The 20,329-nt window shown below is 62.3% G+C and carries 16 protein-coding genes; 9 read left to right on the top strand and 7 right to left on the bottom strand.

Going from position 1 to position 20,329, the window contains the following annotated elements; all coding sequences use genetic code 11:
* Nucleotides 1-79 precede the first annotated feature (79 nt).
* Complete coding sequence (locus VFO93_RS14205) at nucleotides 80-1,402, bottom strand: NAD(P)/FAD-dependent oxidoreductase (RefSeq protein WP_325135047.1); 1,323 nt, start codon at nucleotides 1,400-1,402, stop codon at nucleotides 80-82.
* A 184-nt stretch (nucleotides 1,403-1,586) separates the two neighbouring features.
* On the opposite strand from VFO93_RS14205, the gene VFO93_RS14200 reads away from it, so the two are divergent.
* Nucleotides 1,587-2,969 (top strand): NAD(P)/FAD-dependent oxidoreductase, encoded by a 1,383-nt coding sequence (locus tag VFO93_RS14200; protein ID WP_325135046.1) that lies wholly within the window; start codon nucleotides 1,587-1,589, stop codon nucleotides 2,967-2,969.
* 74 nt (nucleotides 2,970-3,043) lie between these two features.
* Here the strand turns inward: VFO93_RS14200 and VFO93_RS14195 are convergent, their stop codons facing one another.
* Nucleotides 3,044-4,465 (bottom strand): NADH-quinone oxidoreductase subunit N, encoded by a 1,422-nt coding sequence (locus VFO93_RS14195; RefSeq protein ID WP_325135045.1) that lies wholly within the window; start codon nucleotides 4,463-4,465, stop codon nucleotides 3,044-3,046.
* Between the two features lie 135 nt (nucleotides 4,466-4,600).
* On the bottom strand, nucleotides 4,601-6,073 hold the full coding sequence (locus VFO93_RS14190; protein ID WP_325135044.1) for an NADH-quinone oxidoreductase subunit M: 1,473 nt from the start codon (nucleotides 6,071-6,073) through the stop codon (nucleotides 4,601-4,603).
* A gap of 177 nt (nucleotides 6,074-6,250) precedes the next feature.
* Here VFO93_RS14190 and mnmH point away from each other — a divergent pair, with 177 nt between their 5' ends.
* From mnmH to VFO93_RS14170, 4 genes are all read left to right on the top strand, one after another.
* Nucleotides 6,251-7,327, top strand: a complete 1,077-nt coding sequence (gene mnmH / locus VFO93_RS14185) for a tRNA 2-selenouridine(34) synthase MnmH (protein ID WP_325135043.1) — start codon at nucleotides 6,251-6,253, stop codon at nucleotides 7,325-7,327.
* Entirely contained in the window at nucleotides 7,290-7,679 is a 390-nt protein-coding gene (locus VFO93_RS14180) for a VOC family protein (protein WP_325135042.1), read from the top strand. The genes mnmH and VFO93_RS14180 overlap by 38 nt, the downstream gene beginning before the upstream one ends.
* Before the next feature lie 81 nt (nucleotides 7,680-7,760).
* Nucleotides 7,761-8,819: a selenide, water dikinase SelD gene (selD, locus tag VFO93_RS14175; RefSeq protein ID WP_325135041.1), complete on the top strand. Its 1,059-nt coding sequence runs from the start codon at nucleotides 7,761-7,763 to the stop codon at nucleotides 8,817-8,819.
* A gap of 104 nt (nucleotides 8,820-8,923) precedes the next feature.
* Nucleotides 8,924-9,820, top strand: a complete 897-nt coding sequence (locus VFO93_RS14170; protein WP_325135040.1) for a glutamate--tRNA ligase family protein — start codon at nucleotides 8,924-8,926, stop codon at nucleotides 9,818-9,820.
* Nucleotides 9,821-9,919: 99 nt separating this feature from the next.
* Here the strand turns inward: VFO93_RS14170 and VFO93_RS14165 are convergent, their stop codons facing one another.
* Together VFO93_RS14165 and nfi are read right to left on the bottom strand one after the other, a co-directional pair.
* A complete protein-coding gene (locus tag VFO93_RS14165) occupies nucleotides 9,920-12,487 on the bottom strand; it encodes a M43 family zinc metalloprotease (protein ID WP_325135039.1) in 2,568 nt (855 codons plus the stop codon).
* Nucleotides 12,488-12,698: 211 nt separating this feature from the next.
* Nucleotides 12,699-13,388 (bottom strand): deoxyribonuclease V, encoded by a 690-nt coding sequence (gene nfi / locus VFO93_RS14160; protein ID WP_325135038.1) that lies wholly within the window; start codon nucleotides 13,386-13,388, stop codon nucleotides 12,699-12,701.
* Nucleotides 13,389-13,547: 159 nt separating this feature from the next.
* Here nfi and VFO93_RS14155 point away from each other — a divergent pair, with 159 nt between their 5' ends.
* The 4 genes from VFO93_RS14155 (at nucleotide 13,548) to VFO93_RS14140 (ending at nucleotide 16,682) form a co-directional block, all read left to right on the top strand.
* Entirely contained in the window at nucleotides 13,548-14,132 is a 585-nt protein-coding gene (locus VFO93_RS14155; protein WP_325135036.1) for a hypothetical protein, read from the top strand.
* 43 nt (nucleotides 14,133-14,175) lie between these two features.
* Complete coding sequence (locus VFO93_RS14150) at nucleotides 14,176-14,826, top strand: DUF1990 family protein (RefSeq protein ID WP_325135035.1); 651 nt, start codon at nucleotides 14,176-14,178, stop codon at nucleotides 14,824-14,826.
* A gap of 98 nt (nucleotides 14,827-14,924) precedes the next feature.
* Nucleotides 14,925-15,974 carry an NAD(P)-dependent alcohol dehydrogenase gene (locus VFO93_RS14145; RefSeq protein ID WP_325135034.1) on the top strand — a complete coding sequence of 350 codons (1,050 nt, stop codon included), beginning with the start codon at nucleotides 14,925-14,927 and terminating at the stop codon, nucleotides 15,972-15,974.
* A gap of 120 nt (nucleotides 15,975-16,094) precedes the next feature.
* On the top strand, nucleotides 16,095-16,682 hold the full coding sequence (locus VFO93_RS14140; RefSeq protein WP_325135033.1) for a DUF4468 domain-containing protein: 588 nt from the start codon (nucleotides 16,095-16,097) through the stop codon (nucleotides 16,680-16,682).
* 98 nt (nucleotides 16,683-16,780) lie between these two features.
* Here the strand turns inward: VFO93_RS14140 and VFO93_RS14135 are convergent, their stop codons facing one another.
* Entirely contained in the window at nucleotides 16,781-19,177 is a 2,397-nt protein-coding gene (locus VFO93_RS14135; RefSeq protein ID WP_325135032.1) for a T9SS type A sorting domain-containing protein, read from the bottom strand.
* A gap of 172 nt (nucleotides 19,178-19,349) precedes the next feature.
* Nucleotides 19,350-20,189: a ribonuclease H-like domain-containing protein gene (locus tag VFO93_RS14130; RefSeq protein WP_325135031.1), complete on the bottom strand. Its 840-nt coding sequence runs from the start codon at nucleotides 20,187-20,189 to the stop codon at nucleotides 19,350-19,352.
* Nucleotides 20,190-20,329 lie beyond the last annotated feature (140 nt).

Here is a 20,329-nt window from a genome sequence, read left to right as displayed (position 1 = left end):
ACGAGCGGACAGCCGGCGAAAAGCCGGCAGCCCGCTCCGCTATAAGTCCATGTTATGGGCCTTGCTACCACCTACCCGGCTAGCGAGCGGCCAGCATAACCCGCACCGTCGCCCGCGCGCTGGCCAGCGCCGCCTCTACGGTGCCGGAATCGAGGCCGTGGTGCAACCCTTCGCCCGCAAAAAACAGCGTATCGGCCACCGGTGTGGCCAATGCGGCGCGGGCCGCTTGGCTGCCCACAGTGGCGTAGGAGTACGCGCCGTAGGCGTAGGGCTCGGTGCCCCAGTTGCGCACGTAGCTGGCGCGCAGCTGCGCTTGCAGGGTGGCGAGCGGGGTAGCCAGGAGGCCGGCCAGCGAGGCCAGCGACTGCACCAGAATGGCTTCGTCGGTATCGGCTTGGTGGCGCTGGGCAGCGGGGCCGGCCAGCCAGCCGGTGAACAGCGGGCGTGGGTCGGGTAGCTGGGTCCACCAGGTAGGCACGGGCGCATCGGAGAGCAAAAACTCCATGTTGGGCAGCCGGTCGTGCCAGAAGTTCTCCTGAAATTCCAGCACAATCTTGATAACCGGGCCGAAGCCGAGCTGCGCGGCGGCAGCTCGGTGCGTGGTTAAATCGGGTGTGAAGCGCAGGTAGCCAGGCTGATTTTCGGAGCGCTGCCACACGCCGAGCGGCACGGTGCACAGCACTTGCCGGGCGTGGTAGCTGGTGCCAGCAGCAGTGACTACCTCCGCGTGGCCGGGCTGCCAGCGAATTTCGCGCACGGGCGTGCTTAGCTGCACCGTGGCCCCGGCCGCCTGGGCTTGGGCGGCCAGCCAGTGCAGCAGCGGGCCGTAGCCGCCCACCGGGCGCGGCGAATCGTCGACGCCGTCGGCGGCCCACTCCTCGCGCAGGGCCCAGGCGCTGGCGCGGCCGGGGTCGGCGGCGTCGTAGCCTTCGGCAAACTGGGTGGCCATGGCGCGCAGGGCGGCGTGCTCGTCGCCGGCAAACTCGCGGGCCAGAAAATCGGCCAGTGGCAGGTCGTGGTCGAGGGCTTGCAGCTTTTCGAGTAGTAGCGGCAGGTGGGCGAAGAAGGCCCCATCGTCCTGAATTGCGCCGTTGCGGATTTGGTACGTTTCGCCGGTCGTGTCTTGCCAGGATATGCCGGCCGCGCGCAGCAGGCCGCGCGTGAGGGGTGCCTCGCCGTGGATAAACTCGGCCCCGGCCTCAATGGGCCGCGTGAAGCCGGGCGGCGTGAGCGTGTGCGCCCGGCCCCCGAGGTAGGCGCGGGCTTCGAGTAGCTGCACCTGCCGGCCGGCACTGGCCAGCTGCCGCGCCGCCAGCAGCCCCGCCGCGCCCGCCCCGATGATAAGCACGTCAATCAGAGGTGTTTGGGGCTGGGAAGCTGGGCTGGAATTGTCAGGATTCATATTCAAGGAACTACTTCTTGCTGTAAAAAAATGGGCGAGCCAGCGTTAGTGGAAGGCAAGACCAGCAGCCGGATAACAACCAAATACCTGGGCTTGGGCCGGGAGTTTACAAAAATTTCATAACCAACCCCAGGGTTTTAGGGTAAAAACGAGGTGGCAATTGGTTGCCCTTAGCGTTTTTATTATGGATACGAATCTTCCGGTAGCGGCGCAGCCGCGCGTGGTGATAGTGGGCGGCGGCTTTGGCGGGCTACGGCTGGCGCAGGAGCTGGCCGATGCGCCCGTGCAGGTGGTGATGGTGGACCGCAACAACTACCACAACTTTCAGCCACTACTGTACCAGGTGGCTACCGGCGCGCTGGAGGCCGACAGCATCGCCTACCCGGTGCGTAAAATCTTCGCGGGCCAGAAAAACTTCTTTTTCCGCCTGGCCGACGTGCGCGGCGTGCGCCCGGCCGACAAGGCTATTGAAACCAATCTCGGCGACATTCACTACGACTACCTGGTGCTGGCTACCGGCTCGCTTACCAATTTTTTCGGAATTGAGAGCATCGAGAAGAATGCGATGCAGATTAAGAGCATTCCGAATGCGCTGAATCTACGCAGCTTCATCTTTCAGAACTTCGAGCAGGCGTTGCTCGAAAACGACCCCGAAAAGAAGCAGGCGCTGATGAACATCGTGGTGGTGGGCGGCGGGCCCACGGGCGTCGAAATCAGCGGCTCGCTGGCCGAGATGCGCAAGCGCGTGCTGCCCGGCGACTACCCCGAGCTGGATTTGGGCAAGATGCAGATTTTCTTGGTCGAAGCCGGGCCGGCGCTGCTCGGGCCGATGTCGAAGAAGTCGCAGCAGGATGCCGAAGGCTACCTCAACGAACTGGGAGTGAAGGTGCTGACCAATACGTCGATAAAAGGCCTCGAAAACGGCCGGGCCTACTATTCTGATACCGAATATATTCCGACCGAAAACCTGATTTGGGCCGCTGGGGTGAATGGCACCGCCCTACCCGGCATGCCCGAAGCAGCCGTGACCCGCAACAAGCGCGTGACTGTGAACCGCTGGAACCAGGTAGAGGGCGAAACCAACATCTTCGCCATCGGCGACCTGGCCAACATGGTGACGGAAGAATCGCCCAAAGGCCTGCCCATGCTGGCCCCCGTGGCCCAGCAACAGGCCGACCTGCTGGCCAAAAACATTCAGCGCCTGCTGAAAGGGGAGAAGCCCGAGGAATTCAACTACTTCGACAAGGGCGTGATGGCCATCGTGAGCCGCAACCGGGCCGTGGTGGATATGCCCAACGGCTGGCACTTCAAGGGCTTTTTGGGGTGGCTGTCGTGGCTGTTTATCCACCTCATCTTGCTGGTGGGCTTCCGTAACCGCATCGTAGCGCTGGTGACGTGGGCGTTCAGCTACTTCAGCTCGGGGCAGGCGTTGCGCTTGATTATCCGGCCTTTTAATAAGCGCGATGTGAAAGACTCGACTGGCAAGAAAGCGGCCGAGCACGCCGCCGCTACGCTGGAATACAACCCCACGCCGTCGGCAGTGCAGCGGCCGGCTACGGTTGCTTAGCTCAAGTTGTTGAAGCAGTAGGCATAAAAAAAGCCACCCGAACGGGTGGCTTTTTTCGTGGAATTAATTTTCGTTTACAGCAAGCCACTCAGGAAGCCGGGCAGAATGCCCAGCACCAGCGTAATAACGGCCAGCAGCACCAGCGTAAACGACTGGAAGCCATCGACTACAATCGGAGTTTCATTGCCCGGCTCGGCGGGGCGCAGGTACATGGCAATGACGGGGCGCAGGTAGTAGTAAATGCCCACCATGCTCATTACTACCGCAAACACGACCAGCCAGATGTTGATAGGAGCCACGGCCATGAAGATGAAGAACTTGCCAAAGAAACCGCCCGTGAGCGGAATGCCGCCCAGCGACAACATGGCCACCGTGAGCACGAATGCCAGCAGCGGATTGGTGCGGGCCAGGCCGGCGAGGCCAGCGTAGTCTTCGCGCTGGCGCTGGTCTGATACGAGCTTGAGCACGCCGAAAGCAGCTACCGTGGCCACCGAGTAGGCGAGGCTGTAGAAGAAAATGCCTTGGGCGGCCGGGCCGCTGAGCTGGCCCTGGCCAGCCACGAGGCCTAGCAGCAGGTAGCCGGCGTGGCTCACGCTGGAATAGGCCAGCATGCGCTTGGCGCTGGTTTGCACGGCCGCGCCGATGTTGCCGAGCAGCAGCGTGAGCACGCACATGGCCGCGATGGTGGGCAGCCACACCGGGCTGGCGGCAGGCAGTGCCACTACCAGCAGCTTGAGGAAGGCGGCGAAACCAGCGGTTTTCACCACCGTGCTCATGAAGGCGGTGAAAAAGGTGGGCGTGCCTTCGTACACGTCGGGCGTCCAGAAGTGGAAAGGGGCGGCCGATACCTTGAAGCCGATGCCGATGACCATCATCAGTACGCCCACGTAGAGCATGGGCAGCAGCGTCTGGTTAGCGGGCGCGGCGATGGCGGTGGCTACTTCGGAAAGCTGGAAGGTGCCGGTGGCGCCGTAGAGCAGCGCGATGCCGAAAAGCAGAATGCCGGTGGCAAACGCACCTTGCAGGAAGTACTTGAGGGCGGCTTCATTGGAGCGCACGTCGCGCTTGTTGGAGCCGGCCAGGCAATACATGCTGATACTCAGGATTTCAATGCCCACGAAGAGCATGATGAGGTGGTTGTAGCTCACCATCATGATGGCCCCGACCAGCGAGAACAGCAGCAGCGAGTAGTATTCGGCGAGGTTGGGCTCGCCGGCCGCCACGTAGGAATTGGAGAAGGGCAGCAGCAGCAGCGCGGTGAGTAGCACGATGCCCGAGAAGGCCACCGAGTAGTTGTCCACCGTCAGCATCTGGCTGATGTAGGGCGAGTCGAAGAGGACGCCGAGGCTGCCGGCGTGATTCCAGTCGAGCAGGTTGAGGCCAAACACGAGGGCCAGCACCACCAGCACGAAAGGCAGCAGCGCCCGGTTGGAGCGCATGAAGCCTAAGAACAGGTTGACGATGCCGAAGACGGAGAGTAGGACGATGGGGAGCATAGAAAAACGCCTGTCATGCTGAGCTTGCGAAGCATCTTATCACGCTCGCGCTCAATAACTAACTACTTAATGCGACGAAGGCAGCCTTGATAAGATGCTTCCTTCGGGACGCCAGATGGCATGACACTATTTAAACTACCGACTAACCAGTGTGAGGATGCCGTTGATAACGGGCTCGGTGAGGTGCATAAACGTGCCGGGGAACAAGCCCAGCCAGAACACGAGCCCGATGAGTGGCACAAACATCAGCAGCTCGGTACCGCTGAGGTCGGTGATGGTGTCAGAATAAGTTGAATCGGGCCCGAGCATGGCGCGCTGGTACATGCGCAGCAAGTACACGGCCGAGAAAATGATGGTGAGACCCGCAATCGCACCGGCCCACATATTGAACTCGTACACGCCCGCCAGCAGCAGAAACTCGCCCACGAAGCCGCCCGTGAGGGGCAAGGCCACCGTGCTCAGTAGCATGACCAGGAAGCACACCGACAGCAGCGGCGTGCGGCGGGTGAGGCCGCCCAGGTCGGGTAGCGAGCGGGTGCCGGTGCGGCGCTCGATGGCGTCGGCTACCAGGAACATGCCCACTACGTTGACGCCGTGGGCCAGCATCTGCACCACCGCGCCTTGCAGGCCCATGGCTTTGAGCGAAAACACGCCGGCTATCATGAGGCCCACGTGCGAAAGCGACGAGTAGGCGATGAGTTTCTTCATGTCATCCTGGCGGATGGCGATGATGGCACCGTACACGATGCCGATGATGGCGAGCACTTCTACCAACTGCTGCCATTGGCTCACGCCGAGGGGCAGCACCGGCAGCAGCCAGCGTAGGCAGCCGTAGATGCCCATTTTGAGCATGATGCCCGAAAGCAGCATGGTAGCCGGGGCCGGCGACTCGGTATAAGTGTCAGGCTGCCAGGTGTGGAAGGGGAAGATGGGCATCTTCACGGCGAAGGCCGCGAACACCAGCCAGAACAGCCACGCCTGCTCCGAAGCGCTGAGCTTCAGGTTGTAGAACGCCTGCAAATCGGAAGAATGCGCGGCCAGCGAGCCGGCGGCGGGGCCGGTTTGCAGATACAGATACACGAAGCCGGCCAGCATAAATAGCGAGCCGATAATGGTGTATAAGAAGAACTTAAACGTAATCTGGATGCGGCGCTCGTGGCGGCTCCAGGCCCCGGCCAGAAAATAAATCGGAATCAGGGCCACTTCCCAGAAGAAGTAGAACACGAACGCATCCAAAGCCGTGAACACGCCGAGTAGGCCGGTTTGCATAAACAGCACCAGGGCGTAGAACGCGCCGGGGTTTTCGTACTCCTCGTGCCGGAAGGCGGTGAGCAGAATGATGGGCACCAGCACCGTAGTGAGCAGCACCAGCACGAGGCTCAAGCCATCGAGGCCGAGGTGGAAGTTGATGCCGGCCGACGATATCCAGTTGATGTTGAGGTCGAAGCCGGCCGGCCCGCTGCGGGCGTAGGTGAAGGCCGCGAACACGGCCACGGCAAACTCCAGTAGGGCGGCTCCCAGGGCCAGGGCGCGGGCGGCGGCTCCTTTGGCGAAGTGCAGCAGCAGGGCGGCCGCGAGCGGGAAAAAGACGAGGAAAGCTGTCAGCATTTAGCGAAAGCGCGGTAAAGGCGGCCGGAAGCCCGGCCGTGACTACCGCGAATTAGCTGCAAACTTACTGCCCACGCCCGAAGGTTGCCACGAACAAGCTCAAAAAGGTGCTGAATTGCCGCCGCGCGCCACCCCGGCGCGCGCCAGCCCGTAAGTTTGACTCCTAACGCTCTGCTCATGCCTCGCCACCCGATTACCGATTTCCTCAACACTGCCGCCGGCCCCATCCTCGATGTGCGCGCCCCGGCCGAATACGCGCAGGGCCACATTCCGGGCGCGCTTAGCCTGCCCCTGTTCACCGATGAGGAGCGCGCCCGCATCGGCACTACGTATAAGCAAGTGAACCCCGAAAAGGCTGTATTACTAGGACTAGATTTTTTGGGCCCCAAAATGCGCCGCATGGTCGAGGAAGCTAAAAAGCTGGCCCCCGGCCAGGAAGTGCGCCTGCACTGCTGGCGCGGCGGTATGCGCAGCGGGGCCGTGCAGTGGCTGCTGGAACTGGGCGGCCTGCACGTCAACCTCCTGGATAAAGGCTACAAAGACTACCGCCGCTGGGCGCTGGCCGAAATGGCCCGCCCGCGCCCGCTGCGCGTGCTGGGCGGGGCCACCGGCAGCGGCAAAACCGCCGTGCTGCACGCGCTGGCCGCGCAGGGCGAGCCGGTGCTGGACCTCGAAAAGCTGGCCAACCACCAAGGCTCATCGTTTGGCGGGCTGGGCCAGCCGCCGCAGCCTACGCAGGAGCAGTTTGAAAACGACCTCGCCGCCGCGCTCGCCGCGCTGCCCGACGACCGCCCCATTTGGGTAGAAGACGAAAGCCGCACCATCGGCAGCGTGGCGGTGCCGGGCGAGTTTTTCGCCCAGATGCAGGCCGCCCCGCTGCTGGTGCTCGACGTGCCCCGCGAAGCCCGCGTGCGCTACCTCGCCGCCGACTACGGCCGCCACGATGCCGGCGCGCTGGCCGCCGCCGTGCTGCGCCTGCGCAAGCGCCTCGGCGGGCTGGTGACCAAAGAAGCGCTGGGGGCGATTGCCGAAAACGACATGCCCCGCATGGTGGAGCTGGTGCTGGCGTATTACGACAAAACCTACGCCTACGGGCTGGAAGGACGTAAGAGCATGACGGTGGCGGCCGAGGATACCGACGCGGCGGCGAACGCGGCGCGGGCGCTGGCCGCAGTAGCCATGCCTGAATTTTTAACCTTAACTGAGCAGCTTAGCCATGATTCCAACGCTACGGGTAGCGCGCCCTACCAATAACCTTGCGGCGCTGCGTCACTTCTATATGGAAGGTCTGGGCCTGCAAGAACTGTATGCCTTTATCGGCCACGAGGAGTTCGATGGCATTATGCTAGGGTATCCGCAAGCGCCTTACCACCTGGAGTTTACCCAGCAGGCGCACCACCAGGTGCCTCCCGCACCGACGCCCGAAAACCTGCTCGTCTTTTATTTGCCCGAGCCAGAAGCCTGGCAGGCGGCCGTGTCCCGGATGGAAGCCGCTGGCTACCAGGCCGTGCCTGCGCATAATACTTATTGGGACCGGCTAGGCCGGACTTTTGAAGACCCCGATGGTTATCGGGTAGTGCTCCAGCAAGCGGCCTGGAGCCTATAGCCATTTCCCTCTTTGTGCAGTCAGCTCCGCGCAGCGGAGCGTATCTGCGAAATCCGTTTAATCCGTTTGAATCTGCGGTCTATGAAGACTGAATCCACCCAAATTCGCCTCACCCAATACAGCCACGGCGCGGGCTGCGGCTGCAAAATTGCGCCCAGCGTGCTCGATAAAATCCTGCACAGCAGCCTGCCGCAGCCCAGCTACGACAACCTGCTCGTGGGCAACGGCAGCCGCGACGACGCGGCCGTGTACCGCCTGCCCGGCCAGGGCGGGCAGTGCGTCATCAGCACCACCGATTTTTTTATGCCCATCGTCGATGACCCGTTCGACTTCGGGCGCATCGCCTCGGCCAACGCTATTTCGGACGTGTACGCCATGGGCGGGCGGCCGCTGCTGGCCATCGCGGTGCTGGGCTGGCCCATCGATAAGCTCTCGCCCGAGGTGGCGGCGCTCGTCACCGAAGGGGCGCGGGCCATTTGCGCCGAGGCGGGCATCCCGCTGGCCGGCGGCCACAGCATCGACTCGCCCGAGCCGATTTTCGGGCTGGCCGTGACGGGCCTGGTCGAGGAGAAAAACCTCAAGCAGAACGACACGGCTACGGCCGGCTGCCGCCTCTACCTCACCAAGCCGCTGGGCGTAGGTATTCTAACCACGGCCCAAAAACGCGAAATTCTGCGCCCCGAAGACGCCGACGTAGCGCCCGCCCAAATGCGGCAGCTCAACAAGATAGGGGCCGAGCTGGGCGAAATTCCCGGCGTGCGCGCCATGACCGACGTTACGGGCTTTGGCCTGCTCGGCCACCTGGCCGAGGTGTGCGAGGGCAGCGGCGTGCAGGCGGCCATCGACTACTACCGCGTGCCGCGCCTGGCCGAGGCCGAGCGCTACCTGCTGCAAGGCGCGGTGCCCGGTGGCACTACCCGCAACTTCGCCAGCTACGGCCACAAAATCGGCCCGCTCACCGACGAGCAGAAATACTACCTCTGCGACCCGCAGACTTCGGGCGGCCTGCTGGTGTGCGTGGAGCCCGGCGCGGGCGAAGCGGCCGCGCAGGCCGTTTTTGCCCGGCATGGGCTGGCGCTGGAAAGCTTTGGCGAGCTGCGGGTGCACGCGGCGGGCGCGCCGTGGATAGTGGTGGAGTAGGGGATGTCAATTAGCCAGAATAGGATGAGCTTGTTATTGCGGGCGCAGCGAAGCAATCGCATTACGGCGAGTCGCTCTGGTGCAATTGCTTCGCTACGCTCGCAATGACAGACAACTTGCAGCAGCTTTCCCTCAACTCTAGGCCCGTCGTCGGCCGGCTCGCGCCCACGCCCAGCGGCTACCTGCACCTCGGCAACGCCGTGAACTTCGTGCTGACCTGGCTGCTGGTGCGCCGGGCGGGTGGCACGCTGCATTTGCGTATCGATGACCTCGACCGGGCGCGGCTGCGGCGGCCGTATCTGGATAATATATTTCGGGTAATCGACTGGCTCGGCCTCGACTACGACCACGGCCCGAGCGGACCCGACGATTTTCTGCGGCACCATTCGCAGCTACTGCACCTGCCCGACTACAACCGCGCGCTGCGCCGCTTGGCCCAGCAGCCGGGCCTGGTGTACGCTACCCGGCGCAGCCGCACCAGCCCCGCCGAGCCTGTGCCGCTGGAAGTACCGGGCGCAGCGTGGCGCGTGCGGGTGCCGCCCACCGTGTACGTAGCCAGCGTGGCAGCCAGCGAAACCCAGGTGCCGCTGGCTAGTGTGATGCCCGATTTTATTATCCGCAAAAAGGACGGGGTAGCGGCCTACCAGGTAGCTTCGGTAGTCGATGATTTGCGCCTGGGCACCACGCTCGTGGTGCGCGGGCTCGACCTGCTGCCCAGCACCACGGCCCAGCTGTGGCTGGCCGCGCAGCTAGCCGAAACGCGGGATTTCAATGCCAGGCGTATTCAGTTTCATCACCACCAGCTTGTGGCCGACGCGGCGGGCCACAAGCTCAGCAAGAGCACCCAGGCCAGCGCCGATGGCGGCGTGCTGACTCTGCCCGGCGGCCCGGCGGCCGTGTACCGGGCCGTGACCCAAGTGCTAGGGCTGCCTACCGAGGTGACGGCGTCTTTGCCGGCCCTGCTGGCAGCCTTGGCCGCATCGGAAACCCCGTTGCCGTAGCCAGTTATTCGGTTGGCCGGCTACTCAGTCGACCCAAAAAAAGGCCCGCTACCAAGGTAGCGGGCCTTTTTTATTGCCTGGTAGCAAACGGTAGCGCGATTACTGGCGCACTACGTTGATGGTTGTGTTCTGGCTGCCTTGCTGCACTTTCACGACATACTTGCCGGGGCGCAGGCGGCCGGTTTCGGGGATGCCGACGGTGGTGATGCCCACTTGCGGCGTGCTCACTACGCTATCGTACACGCGGCGGCCCATGATGTCAAAAATCTGCACCGAGGCGGGGCCGGCCGTGCAGGTCGAAACCTGGAGCGAGAGGCCCGCATCGCCAAACGGCACGGGGTAGGCATCAATCTGGTTGGTAACACCCGTTACGGTTATCGTAGAAGAAGTCGAGCACGTGCCGCTGCTCACCGTGAGGCGGTATACCGAGGCTTTGGTCGGGGTCACGCTGATGGTGGCCGTGTTGGTGGTAGCCGGCAGGCCATCGCCACTCACCAGCGTCCAGGCGTAGGTGTAGCCGGTAGCCGGGATGTTGGTGGCCGACAGCTGCGACGGGGTGCCCGCGCAAACTACGGAAGCCGAAGCCGCCAGTATGGGCGTGGGCACTACGGCCACGCTCACCGTCGACGAAGCCGGGCAGTTACCGCCGGCGTAGGTTACCGAAAGGCGATATACCGAGTTCTGGGTCGGGTTTACGGTGATGGTCGGCGTGTTAGTAGTAGCCGGCAGGCCGTCGCCGCTCACCAGCGTCCAGGCGTAGGTGTAGCTAGCGGGCGTGCCCGAGAAGGCCACGTTGTCGATAGCCCAGAGGTAGCCCCAGGTATCGGTGTATTTCCAGCGCAGCTGCACGGTGGGCTGATTGAGGTAGGCGCCCAGATTGATGGTAGAAGTAGCCGCCGGGTTTACGCTCGTGTAGGTGGCGATGGGCGTCCAGGTAGTGCCACCGTTGGTGGAAATTTCCACGGCACCGCTGCCCGAATCTACCAGGATGATATTCTGGAAGGATACGCTCATGGCCGAGTAGCCCACCGTGCTGAATACCGGCGAAATGAGCGAGGTGTTCGTGGTAGAGCCTTGTCCGCCCGCGTCAGAAATGGCATAGGCGAAGCGGCTGCCGTTGAGCGAGAAATTAGTAACCAAGCCAGGATAGCTAATCGTCGTACCGCTGCTGTACTGCCAGGTGGTAGCCGGAGCGCCCGCGTTGGTGATAGTCCAGCCGGCCGGGGCACCGCTGTTAAAATCGGTGCTGGGCAAGGTGCCGCTGGCCGTGGGGGCCGTGCCCGTCAGCGTCACTGCAGAGCCAGTGCATACCGGCCCGGTAGCCGAAGACGTCAGGGTAGGCGTAGGCGGCGTGGGGTTTACGACAACGTTGGTCGAGCCCTGGCCGGGGCACGCGCCGGTAGTCACCGATACGAGTACCTTGTAGGTGCCGGCAGCGGCTACCGTCACGTTGTTTATCGTGGGGTTTTGGGCGGTGCTGGTAAAGCCGTTGGGGCCGGTCCAGGCGTAGGTAGCGCCGGCCGGGCCGGTAGCCGTGAGTGTAAGCGAGCCGCCCACGCAGGCCGGGCCGTTGTTGGCCACGGTAGTGGCGACAAAGTTGGGGCAAGCCACGTTGGAGTAAGCCAGCGCGGCGCGGCGCGGCGTGTTCACCATCACGGCCTGCAGGCGGTCCTTCTGCGACTGCGTGAACATGTACATGCAGGCGTCGTTAGAGTAGTCCATGTAGTTCATGGACATATCGCCGGTTACGTTCGAGCAGGTAATTTGCGGAAACGCCACGCAACCGTAGTTTTCCTTTTGCTGGGTAGGCGTGTCGGCGCAGTAGTCGTCGCCGCAGTTAGCATCGCCCCAGATGTGGCGAAAGCCAAACCAGTGGCCCAGTTCGTGCGTCAGCGTGCGGCCCCGGTCGTAGGGCGAAGAGTAGACGCCCGCCGCAAACTTGGCCCGGCTGCCGTAGGCCGAGTACAGAAGAACGACCCCGTCGGTAGCAGCCGCGCCGCCCAGCGTATTCAGGCCGCCCAGGTTAGCATTGTTGTCCGGAAACTGCGCGTAGCCCAGCAGGCCGCCGCCCAGGTCCATAACCCAGATATTAATATACCGGTCGGGGTCCCACGACGTAGCGGGCTTAATGGTGTTCTCGATGTAAGCCCGCGTGTAGGGGCCGGCGTTCCAGCCGCGGGTATTGCGGTTTACCCGGTCGATGCCCGGCTCTGCCAGTGTGTTGCCGCTAGGGTCGCGCAAGGCATTCGCAAACTGCACTTCCATGTCACCGCGCCGGGGCTGGTATACTGCCGGCACGAGCGCGCCGTCGGCATTGGTATTGCGGTAGTCTTCGTTCAGCACCGTAAGCTGCGACTGTATCTGGCCTTGGGCAATGTTGGAGCCCACGCCTGCCGCCTCGCCGTTGTGGATAACGTGTACAACGATTGGCAGCGTGTACAAAACGGCCGAGGTGCGCAGGGCGCTGGTCGAGCCGGTGTTGGTCGACCGATTGGGGTTATAGCCCGGAATTAGGCGCTTTAACTCGTTTTGAATTTGAGTATTAGCGTCTTCGGTGCCGCACGTGCGGCGAGGAGGGGCTTGCGGGACTTGCGCAACTGCGGGCTGCGCCCCCAGTGCTAGTAGCGACAGCAACCCTCCGGCCAGAACGGAGTAAATTTTAGCCATGAAAAATTGAAAGTGGGGAGAATGAACGCGTGTTGAGGCCGTTGAAATGGCCGGTTGGAAAAGGCGGAAAAACAGGTTTTGTAATTATTACGGCATGATTTACATGCCGCCGCCAAAGATAATGCAATAACCTGCCTTTCCTTATGTAGCTACCATGTAGGAGGCAAAATAACCCGTTGCCGGGGATTTAGCAGCCCTTTTTGGGCAGCCGCTAGCGCACTTCAGCCTTAAACTGCTCGGCCCAGTGGTCGGCCAGGCGGGTAGGCTCGGGCAGCTTGTAGCCGCGCAGGCAGGCCTCGGTGAGGCGCAGGGCGGTGGGCAGGTCGCAGCGGTGGCCGGCGCTGATGAACAGCGGCTGCACCCGGTCTTTGCTGCGCAGCACCTCGCCCAGCAGCTCGCCGCTGCGGGCATCGGTGAGGGGGGCGCGCTCGCCCTTGGTGGGGCCGGGCTCGGTGTACTGGCCCGTAAGCTTGTGCTTGGCTACGCCGAAGGTGGGCTTATCGAGCAGCACGCCCAGGTGGGCCGCGATGCCCATGCGGCGTGGGTGCGCCACGCCGTGGCCGTCCACCATTATCACGTCGGGCTGGCGCGTGAGCTTGGCGAAGGCCTGCACCACGTTGGGCGCTTCGCGGAACGACAGCAAGCCCGGAATGTAGGGCAGGGGCACGGGCCCATAATTGTAGACCTTCTCGACCAGTTGCAGCGAAGGAAATTCCAGCACCACGAACACCGATAGTATCGTGTCGGGCGTGGGAAACGACGAGTCGCAGCCCGTAATCAGGCGCGGCTCGTGGGGTAGGGGCTCGTGGCGCAGGCGCTGGTGCAGCTCGTGCTGCTGGGCGGTGAGGCTGCGCACCAGCGCGGGGTCGGGGGCGGGGCCGGGCGGGCGGAAATAAGCCACGTTGTTGAGTTTTGAGTGCTAAGTTTTGAGTTTTGAGTTCGCTCGGCGGGCAACCTTTCGCGGCGCGCTAGCGAACACCAGGAAACATATGAGCGGCGAGGCCGAAAGGTTGCTTCTGGCTCACTCAAAACTCAGAACTAAAAACTCAAAACTCCCCCCGTGGCTACTACTTCCGACGCCGAACAACCTGCTGCCACCGGCTCTGGCCCGTGGCTCGAGCGCCGCTACTACATTGATGTAGTGCGCCCGCACCTCACGCCCGCGCAGCTGATGGCGCGCGTGCAGGCCGATTTGCCAAGCTTCTCGCCCGAGCTGCTGGCCGATTTTACCAAGGAAGAAGGCCCGCCCGGCGAGCTCTTGCGCGTGGGCGACGAGTTTGGTATCAAAATCCTAGGCCCCTGGAACGGCCGGGTGCGCGTCATCAGCGCCGCGCCCACCAGCTTCGAGTTCATTACCCTCGAAGGCCACCCCGAGGCCGGCCGCATTCGCTTCGAAGCGCACCCGCTCGACGGGCGGCCCGATGCGCTACGCTTCGAAATCAGCTCGCGGGCCCGCTCGCGCGACGGGCTCGTGGCCTTTGCATACGACACCATCGGCGGCCTGCTGATGCAGAAAGCTACCTGGGTGGAGTTTTGCCGCCGCGTGGCCGCCACCTGTGGCGGCCAGGCCCTGGCCGACGTAGTAGTCGAAACCGAGCGCCGCACCCCCGACGGCACCACCGGCCAAAAGCACAGCCCGCAGTAAAAGGCTATTGCTTATCGCTCATTGTTAATTGCTCATTAATAGAATGAACCAGCCGCCCCCTTGGGAGCAGTACCAGGCCCGCCTGGCCAGCTACGAGCACGCCCAGGTCAATTACGACTTCTCGCGCCAGAGCGAGTACAACGCGGCCAACGGCTGGCGGCTCGACGACTACACCACCGACCTGCCGGCCGAGGCCCCCGGCCCGCCCGCCGCGCACGGTGCGTTTGCGGCCGCCCAGGAGGTGCTGCGGCGCTACGCCTTTCCGCCGCCCAGCCTCATCACCGGCATTTTCAAACCCGACGAGCCCCTCGAAAAGCGCGTGATGCTGCTGCGGGCGCGGTTTTTGGGGTTCACCTTCTGGTTTGGGGTAAAGGTGAGCGAAGTGACCGACGAGGCCGCCCGCGCCACGCCCGCCGGCCCCGAGCGGGTGTGGGGCTATGGCTACCGCACGCTGGAAGGCCACTTCGAGCGTGGGCAAATCGACTTCACCATTCATAAAAATCTGACTACCGGCGCGGTGCAATTTCGTATTCACGCCGTGTCGCAGGCCGGGCGTATTCGCAACCCGTTTTATTGGCTGGGCTTCAAGCTGTTTGGGCGCATGCTCCAGCGGCGCTTCGCCCGCGAGTCGCTGGCCCGCATGCGGCAGCTGGTGGCCGAGGCGCTGGCCCCGGGCCAAACAAAGCCCGCCTAGCACAGTTAATCCTGCACCTACCAGAACTGCCGCAGCGGCCCGCCGGGCTGCCGCGGCTTTTTTGTAAGCTCTTTTCTTTAAAACCAAACCAGGCAGCAATGTCCACTACGAAAGCCTACGCGGCCCCGGCCGCCAATATTCCGCTCGAGCCTTTCCAGCTGGAGCGCCGCGCGCCCGGCGCGCACGACGTGCAAATTGAGATTCTATTCTGCGGCGTGTGCCACTCCGACCTGCACCAGATTCGCGACGAGTGGGGCGGCTCCATCTTCCCGATGGTGCCGGGCCACGAAATTGTGGGCCGCGTCACGGCCGTGGGCGGCCACGTGTCGAAGTTTAAAGTAGGCGACCTGGCCGGTGTGGGCTGCATGGTCGACTCGTGCCGCGAGTGCGCCTCGTGCCAGGAAGGCCTGGAGCAATACTGCGAAACCACCGGCATGGTGGGCACTTACAACGGCCGCGAAATCGGCACCGGCCAGCCCACCTACGGCGGCTACTCGCAGCAGATAGTAGTAGATGAGAAGTACACCCTGAAGGTGAGCGAGCAGCTCGACCTGGCCCGCGTGGCCCCGCTGCTGTGCGCCGGCATCACCACCTACTCGCCCCTGCGCGAGTGGCAGGTAGGCCCCGGCCACCGCGTGGCCGTGATGGGCCTGGGCGGCCTGGGCCACATGGCCGTAAAGTTTGCCGTGGCCCTGGGTGCCGAAGTAACCGTGCTCAGCACCTCGGCCAATAAGGAAGAAGATGCCAAAGCCCTGGGTGCCCACAAATTTGTGGTTACCAAAGACGCCGAGCAGTTTAAGTCGGTGCGCAACTACTTCGATTTCATCATCAACACCATTTCGGCCCAGATTGACCTCGGGGCCTACGTGAACCTGCTGCGCCGCGACGGCACCATGATACTGCTGGGCGTGCCTACCGAGGCTCCGCAGCTGCACGCCTTCAACCTCATTGCCAAGCGCCGCCGGGTGGCCGGCTCGCTCATTGGCGGCATTGCCGAAACGCAGGAAATGCTCGACTTCTGCGCCGAGCACAACATTACGTCGGACATCGAGCTGATTGATATTCAGCATATCAACGAAGCCTACGAGCGCATGCTGAAAGGTGACGTGAAGTACCGCTTCGTGATTGACATCGCCTCGCTGAACTAGCGGCGGGCAACTGATAGGCCCATAAAAAAGGGAGCGCAACGGCCGTTGCGCTCCCTTTTTTATGGGCTGGGGGCAGCGCCCTGCATCAACTATTGGCAAAGGCTTTGCGTAGCCCAAGGCATGAAATATCTTCTTGCGATGCTATTATCGGCGGGAGTGCTGGCCCCGGCCCACGCCCAGGTGAAGCTGCCCACGCTCCGGGCCGCCTGGGTCAACCCGCTACCCAAAGACTCGCTCACCGGCAAAATATCCTTCCAGGGCGTGGTGCAAGTGCCGGGTGCTACGCAAGCCACCCTCTACGCGCGGGCCAAAAAGTGGATGGAAACCGCGCCCGGCCCCACCAAGCTTACCATCGAAAGCCAGGACGCCACGGCCGGCAAAATCACCGGCAAAACCAGCGAGCTGGTGATGCAGAACCTGTTTGGGGCCAACGTGCAAGTGCCGCTCTGGCGCACTATCGTCATTCAGGTCAAGCCCGGCCGCTTCCGTTACCAGATTACTGATTTTGCCTTCGATAGCGGCAAGGGCCTGGCTCCCGTGACGCCCCTCGAAAACTACCTGACACCCAACGAGCTCACCTTCGACCACAACGGCTACCCCAAGCCCGTGCTGCAATCGGCCATCGAGGCCGTGCAGCGCAGCGGGCGGCAGCAGGCCACTGCCATCCGGCAGGCCCTCACGGGCAAGGCCGCCGACGACAATTGGTAGCCCAGCCCGCTACCCTGGCCACCGGCCCTTAAAGCAAAAAGCTCCCGCCGGCGACTGCCAGCGGGAGCTTTTTGCTTTAAGGGCCGGTGGCCCAGGCACTAGGGCTTCACGAAGCGGGCGTGGCGCACGGGCTGGCCGGGAGCCTGCACCTGCACGATGTACATGCCGGCCGCGAGGGTTTGCACGGGCAGGCTCAGGGCCGGTTCGTTGCTGGCCTTCGTGGTGAAGTGTAGCATGCGTTGGCCTTGCGTGTTAAGCACTACCACATCGAGCCCGGCCTGGCCGGCTTCGGCGAAGGCTACCGACAGGTTAGCCTCGGTGGCGGGCACGGGGCTCAGCACTAGTTCGCTGCTGCCGTTGGCGGCCCGGCGGGCTACCGCCGCTACCGGCGAGTAAGCGGCAGTGCCGTCAAAGTCCTCCTGGCGCAGGCGGTAGTAGGCGTGCGAGCTAGCCGCGGCCGTAGCCAGGCTCTTGTCTTCAAACTGGTAGACGCTGCCGGCGGGCAGGTTGGCCCCAGCTACGTAGCCTACCGGCTGCCAAGCCTCGTTGGCACCAAGCTGCCGCTCGATGCTGAAGCCTTTATTGTTTTTCTCGCTGGCCGTGCTCCAGGTTAGGAAGGCCGTGCCGTTGGCCGTGGCTTTGGCCGAGAAGGCTACCAGCTTCACGGGCAGCGGCGTTACACCGTCGCTCAGGGTGAGGTAGGTGTTATTCTCCAGCGGCATCTGGTACTCGTACGAGATGAAGTGAGAGGTGGTGTTGGCCGAGGGCGGAATAGTGAGGGCCGAATAGGAGCCCGAAGCACCCCCAACCGACTGGTAAAGCGCCAGCTTTTGCTCCGAAATGTTGTTCAACTCATCGGGGCGGTAGTAGAACAGTAGCGACAGGTTGAGGCCGCTTACAGAGGGGTCGCTGGATTTCAAAATGAAGTACCGCTGGATGCTGTTGCCGTTGTTGCCACCGCCTACGCGGGGAACGGTGGTGCCCGTCACGCGCGTTACTTCCAGAATGCCGCGGGCGCTTGAGGGGTTCTGCGGCGTCAGTACGAGGCCTGTGTTGCCGAAGTACTTCGTGCCCGAGCCGCCGCCGCCTAGCTGCTGCGTAATACGCACATTGCCGATGAGGTGGCTGGTGGAGCTTTCGTTTTCCATCACGGCAGCCCCGTCGAGCTTCACCATGTTAGCACCAGTAAACAGGTTGCCTTGCTGGAAAATCAGCTTGTTGATAATGAAGATATTGCTGTTGAGTGTAAGGTCGCTCGACGGCGTGTTCATCGCCAAGTAGCTAAAGGGAATCTCGTAGCCGTTATCGGTCGTGATGCGGTGCGTAACCCCAGTGCCCGTAAAGGAAACAGCCCGCGTGTTGGTTTGGAACGTAGCGGGCGTGCTCATGCCGTTGCTCACGATGAAGTCGCGGCCCACGTTGAGGTCACCAGCTGGTTGCCCCGACAGTATGAACTGGCTGCCGCCGGTCAGGTACACGCTTTCGCGCACGTTGAGCGCGCGGTTGGTTTGGTCCATGTTCAGCACGCCGTTGCCCAGCATGCGGATGTTACCTACTTGGGTGTCGCCGTATACCCCCGCGCCGCTACCAAAGTAGAGCGTGCCACTGCCCACTACCAGGCTGCCGCTGACAGTCCATTTTTTACCCGTAGTACCACGCCCAATCTGTATGTTGGGGTTAAGCGGGTTGAGCGTGAAGTCCCACACATCAATGTCACCAATCTGATAGTTGCTCTTTGGCGCCACATAAGTGTAGCTCAGCAGATTGAAGGGCTGCGTAGCGTTGCCATTGGCCGTGCTGATTACCGTATTGTAGTACGGAAACTGCGGCGATGTGCCATTGGCATAAGCACTGGCATCATCGTTCGTGGGAGCCAAGTCGTAGCGATAGTTGGCTCCATTATTCTGAATATTACTGGCGTAACCAAACCAGTTGAACGACGCCGGGATGGTACCGCCGCCCGTCAAAGTGCCCCAATTGAGCACCATCTCACGCCGGGCGTCGCCATTGCCCGGCGTGCTGGCAAACACATTGGTCCGGATTTCAGAGCCCCAGCCCCCCGTGCCATTGGCCCGGCTGATGCTGATTTCGCCATCGGCTGTGCAATACACCCGCACATCGGCGCGGAAGGGCAGTACCGGCACCACGTTCGATTGAACGGTCGGATTATTATCGCGGTCAAATACCTCATTGACACCAGTCAGGCTGCCAAGCTGGTCCGAACCGCCCGTTACGGGCAGGGTCGGGTTCAGGTCAAGATAGACAATGGTAGGCTCGGGAGAAGTGCCGCCAGTTTTGCCGATATACAGGTTAGTAGCATCCCAGGTCATGTACCAGGTGCCACCGTTGAAAGACCTATAGACGTTGTTGTTGTATTCAGAGGCATTGGGAATACCGTCCTGCACCGGCGGGGTAGTAGCGTACTGAGCATGCGCTGGCTGCGCCAGCAGCAAGGCAAAAGCCCACGCACCGAGAGAGTAAATAAGTTTGTTCATTACAAATGAAATGAGCGGAAAATGAAGGAATAGGGAATGGGGATGTACAAAATTAAATCAGAAAAATTCTCTTGTTGTTATTCTCATAAAGAATTGCAGCTAATGAAGGCCGCAAAAAAAAGGCCGCTCGAAGAGCAGCCCTGAACAATAAGTGCGTGTAAGGTGCAAGTAATCAGATGTTGATATTCTTGGGGGTAGTTGGCCAGGACACTTGCGTAAGCTGCACGGCGGGCCATAATTCTTTTTGGCCGGCGTAGTGCAGAAAGATGCGGGCGGTGGTAATCACGTCCTTTTCACAGTATTGTACAATGCGCTTCAGGTTTTTATCCTGCCAGTACACCTGAGCTACCTGCGCGCCATCGATGTCGTCTTTGGGCGACGGGATGCCGAACACACCGGCCAGTAGTGGCAGCGAGATGGTACCCTTGTTGTCGCCGAATTTCCAGAGCTCCATGGTGTCGATGAGGTGGGGCAAGTCCCAGGACTTGTGGCCGGCCATGTCGAGCATGGGCGGAATGGCCTGCCCGCAGATGAGCATGCGCCGGCCCAGGTAGCCGTAGTCGAACTCGCGCCCATTGTGCGCGCACAGGAAAAACGGGTCGTTGCGGTGGTCCACCTTGTCGCGGTCCTTGATGCTGGTAGTGGCGCCGTAGAGCCGGCTGCCGTAGGGCCGGCGCGCGCCCAGCATGTCGGCAAAGCCGCGCAGCACTTCGCACTCGTCGTCGTCGGCAAAGGACTTGACGCGGAACTCCAGCGTTTCGTCTTTCAAGTATCGGAACATGCCCACCGAGATGCACACGATTTTGCCGAACTCGGCGTAGAGGCCGCCGTGCGCGAAGAGGTCAGCGTGCGAAAGGCCGTCGGCCAGCTCGCGGGCGTGGCGCTTGTCGCAGAATTTTTGCCAGAGCGGCTGCATGGCTTCGGGCAGCTCGGCGTGGGTGGCGTGGCCGGGCACGGTTTCGATGTCGACAAAAAAGACGCGGGTGAGGTCGACGTGGCGCAGGATGTTCATAGGGGCAAAGCAAAAGACTAACGGGCAGTACCCCAAAGCTAGGCTGAATGTTTGGCCGCTGGCGTTTGCTGGCCTGTACTTTCGCCCCATTCCTTACTAGGTTGGCCTGCGCAGCTTTATAGTCCTGGCTCGGCACCCCG

This window comes from Hymenobacter sp., assembly GCF_035709525.1.
Taxonomy (GTDB): Bacteria; Bacteroidota; Bacteroidia; order Cytophagales; family Hymenobacteraceae; genus Hymenobacter.
Note: the sequence above shows the minus strand (reverse complement) of the source record. Positions and strands in the feature narration are given on the sequence as shown.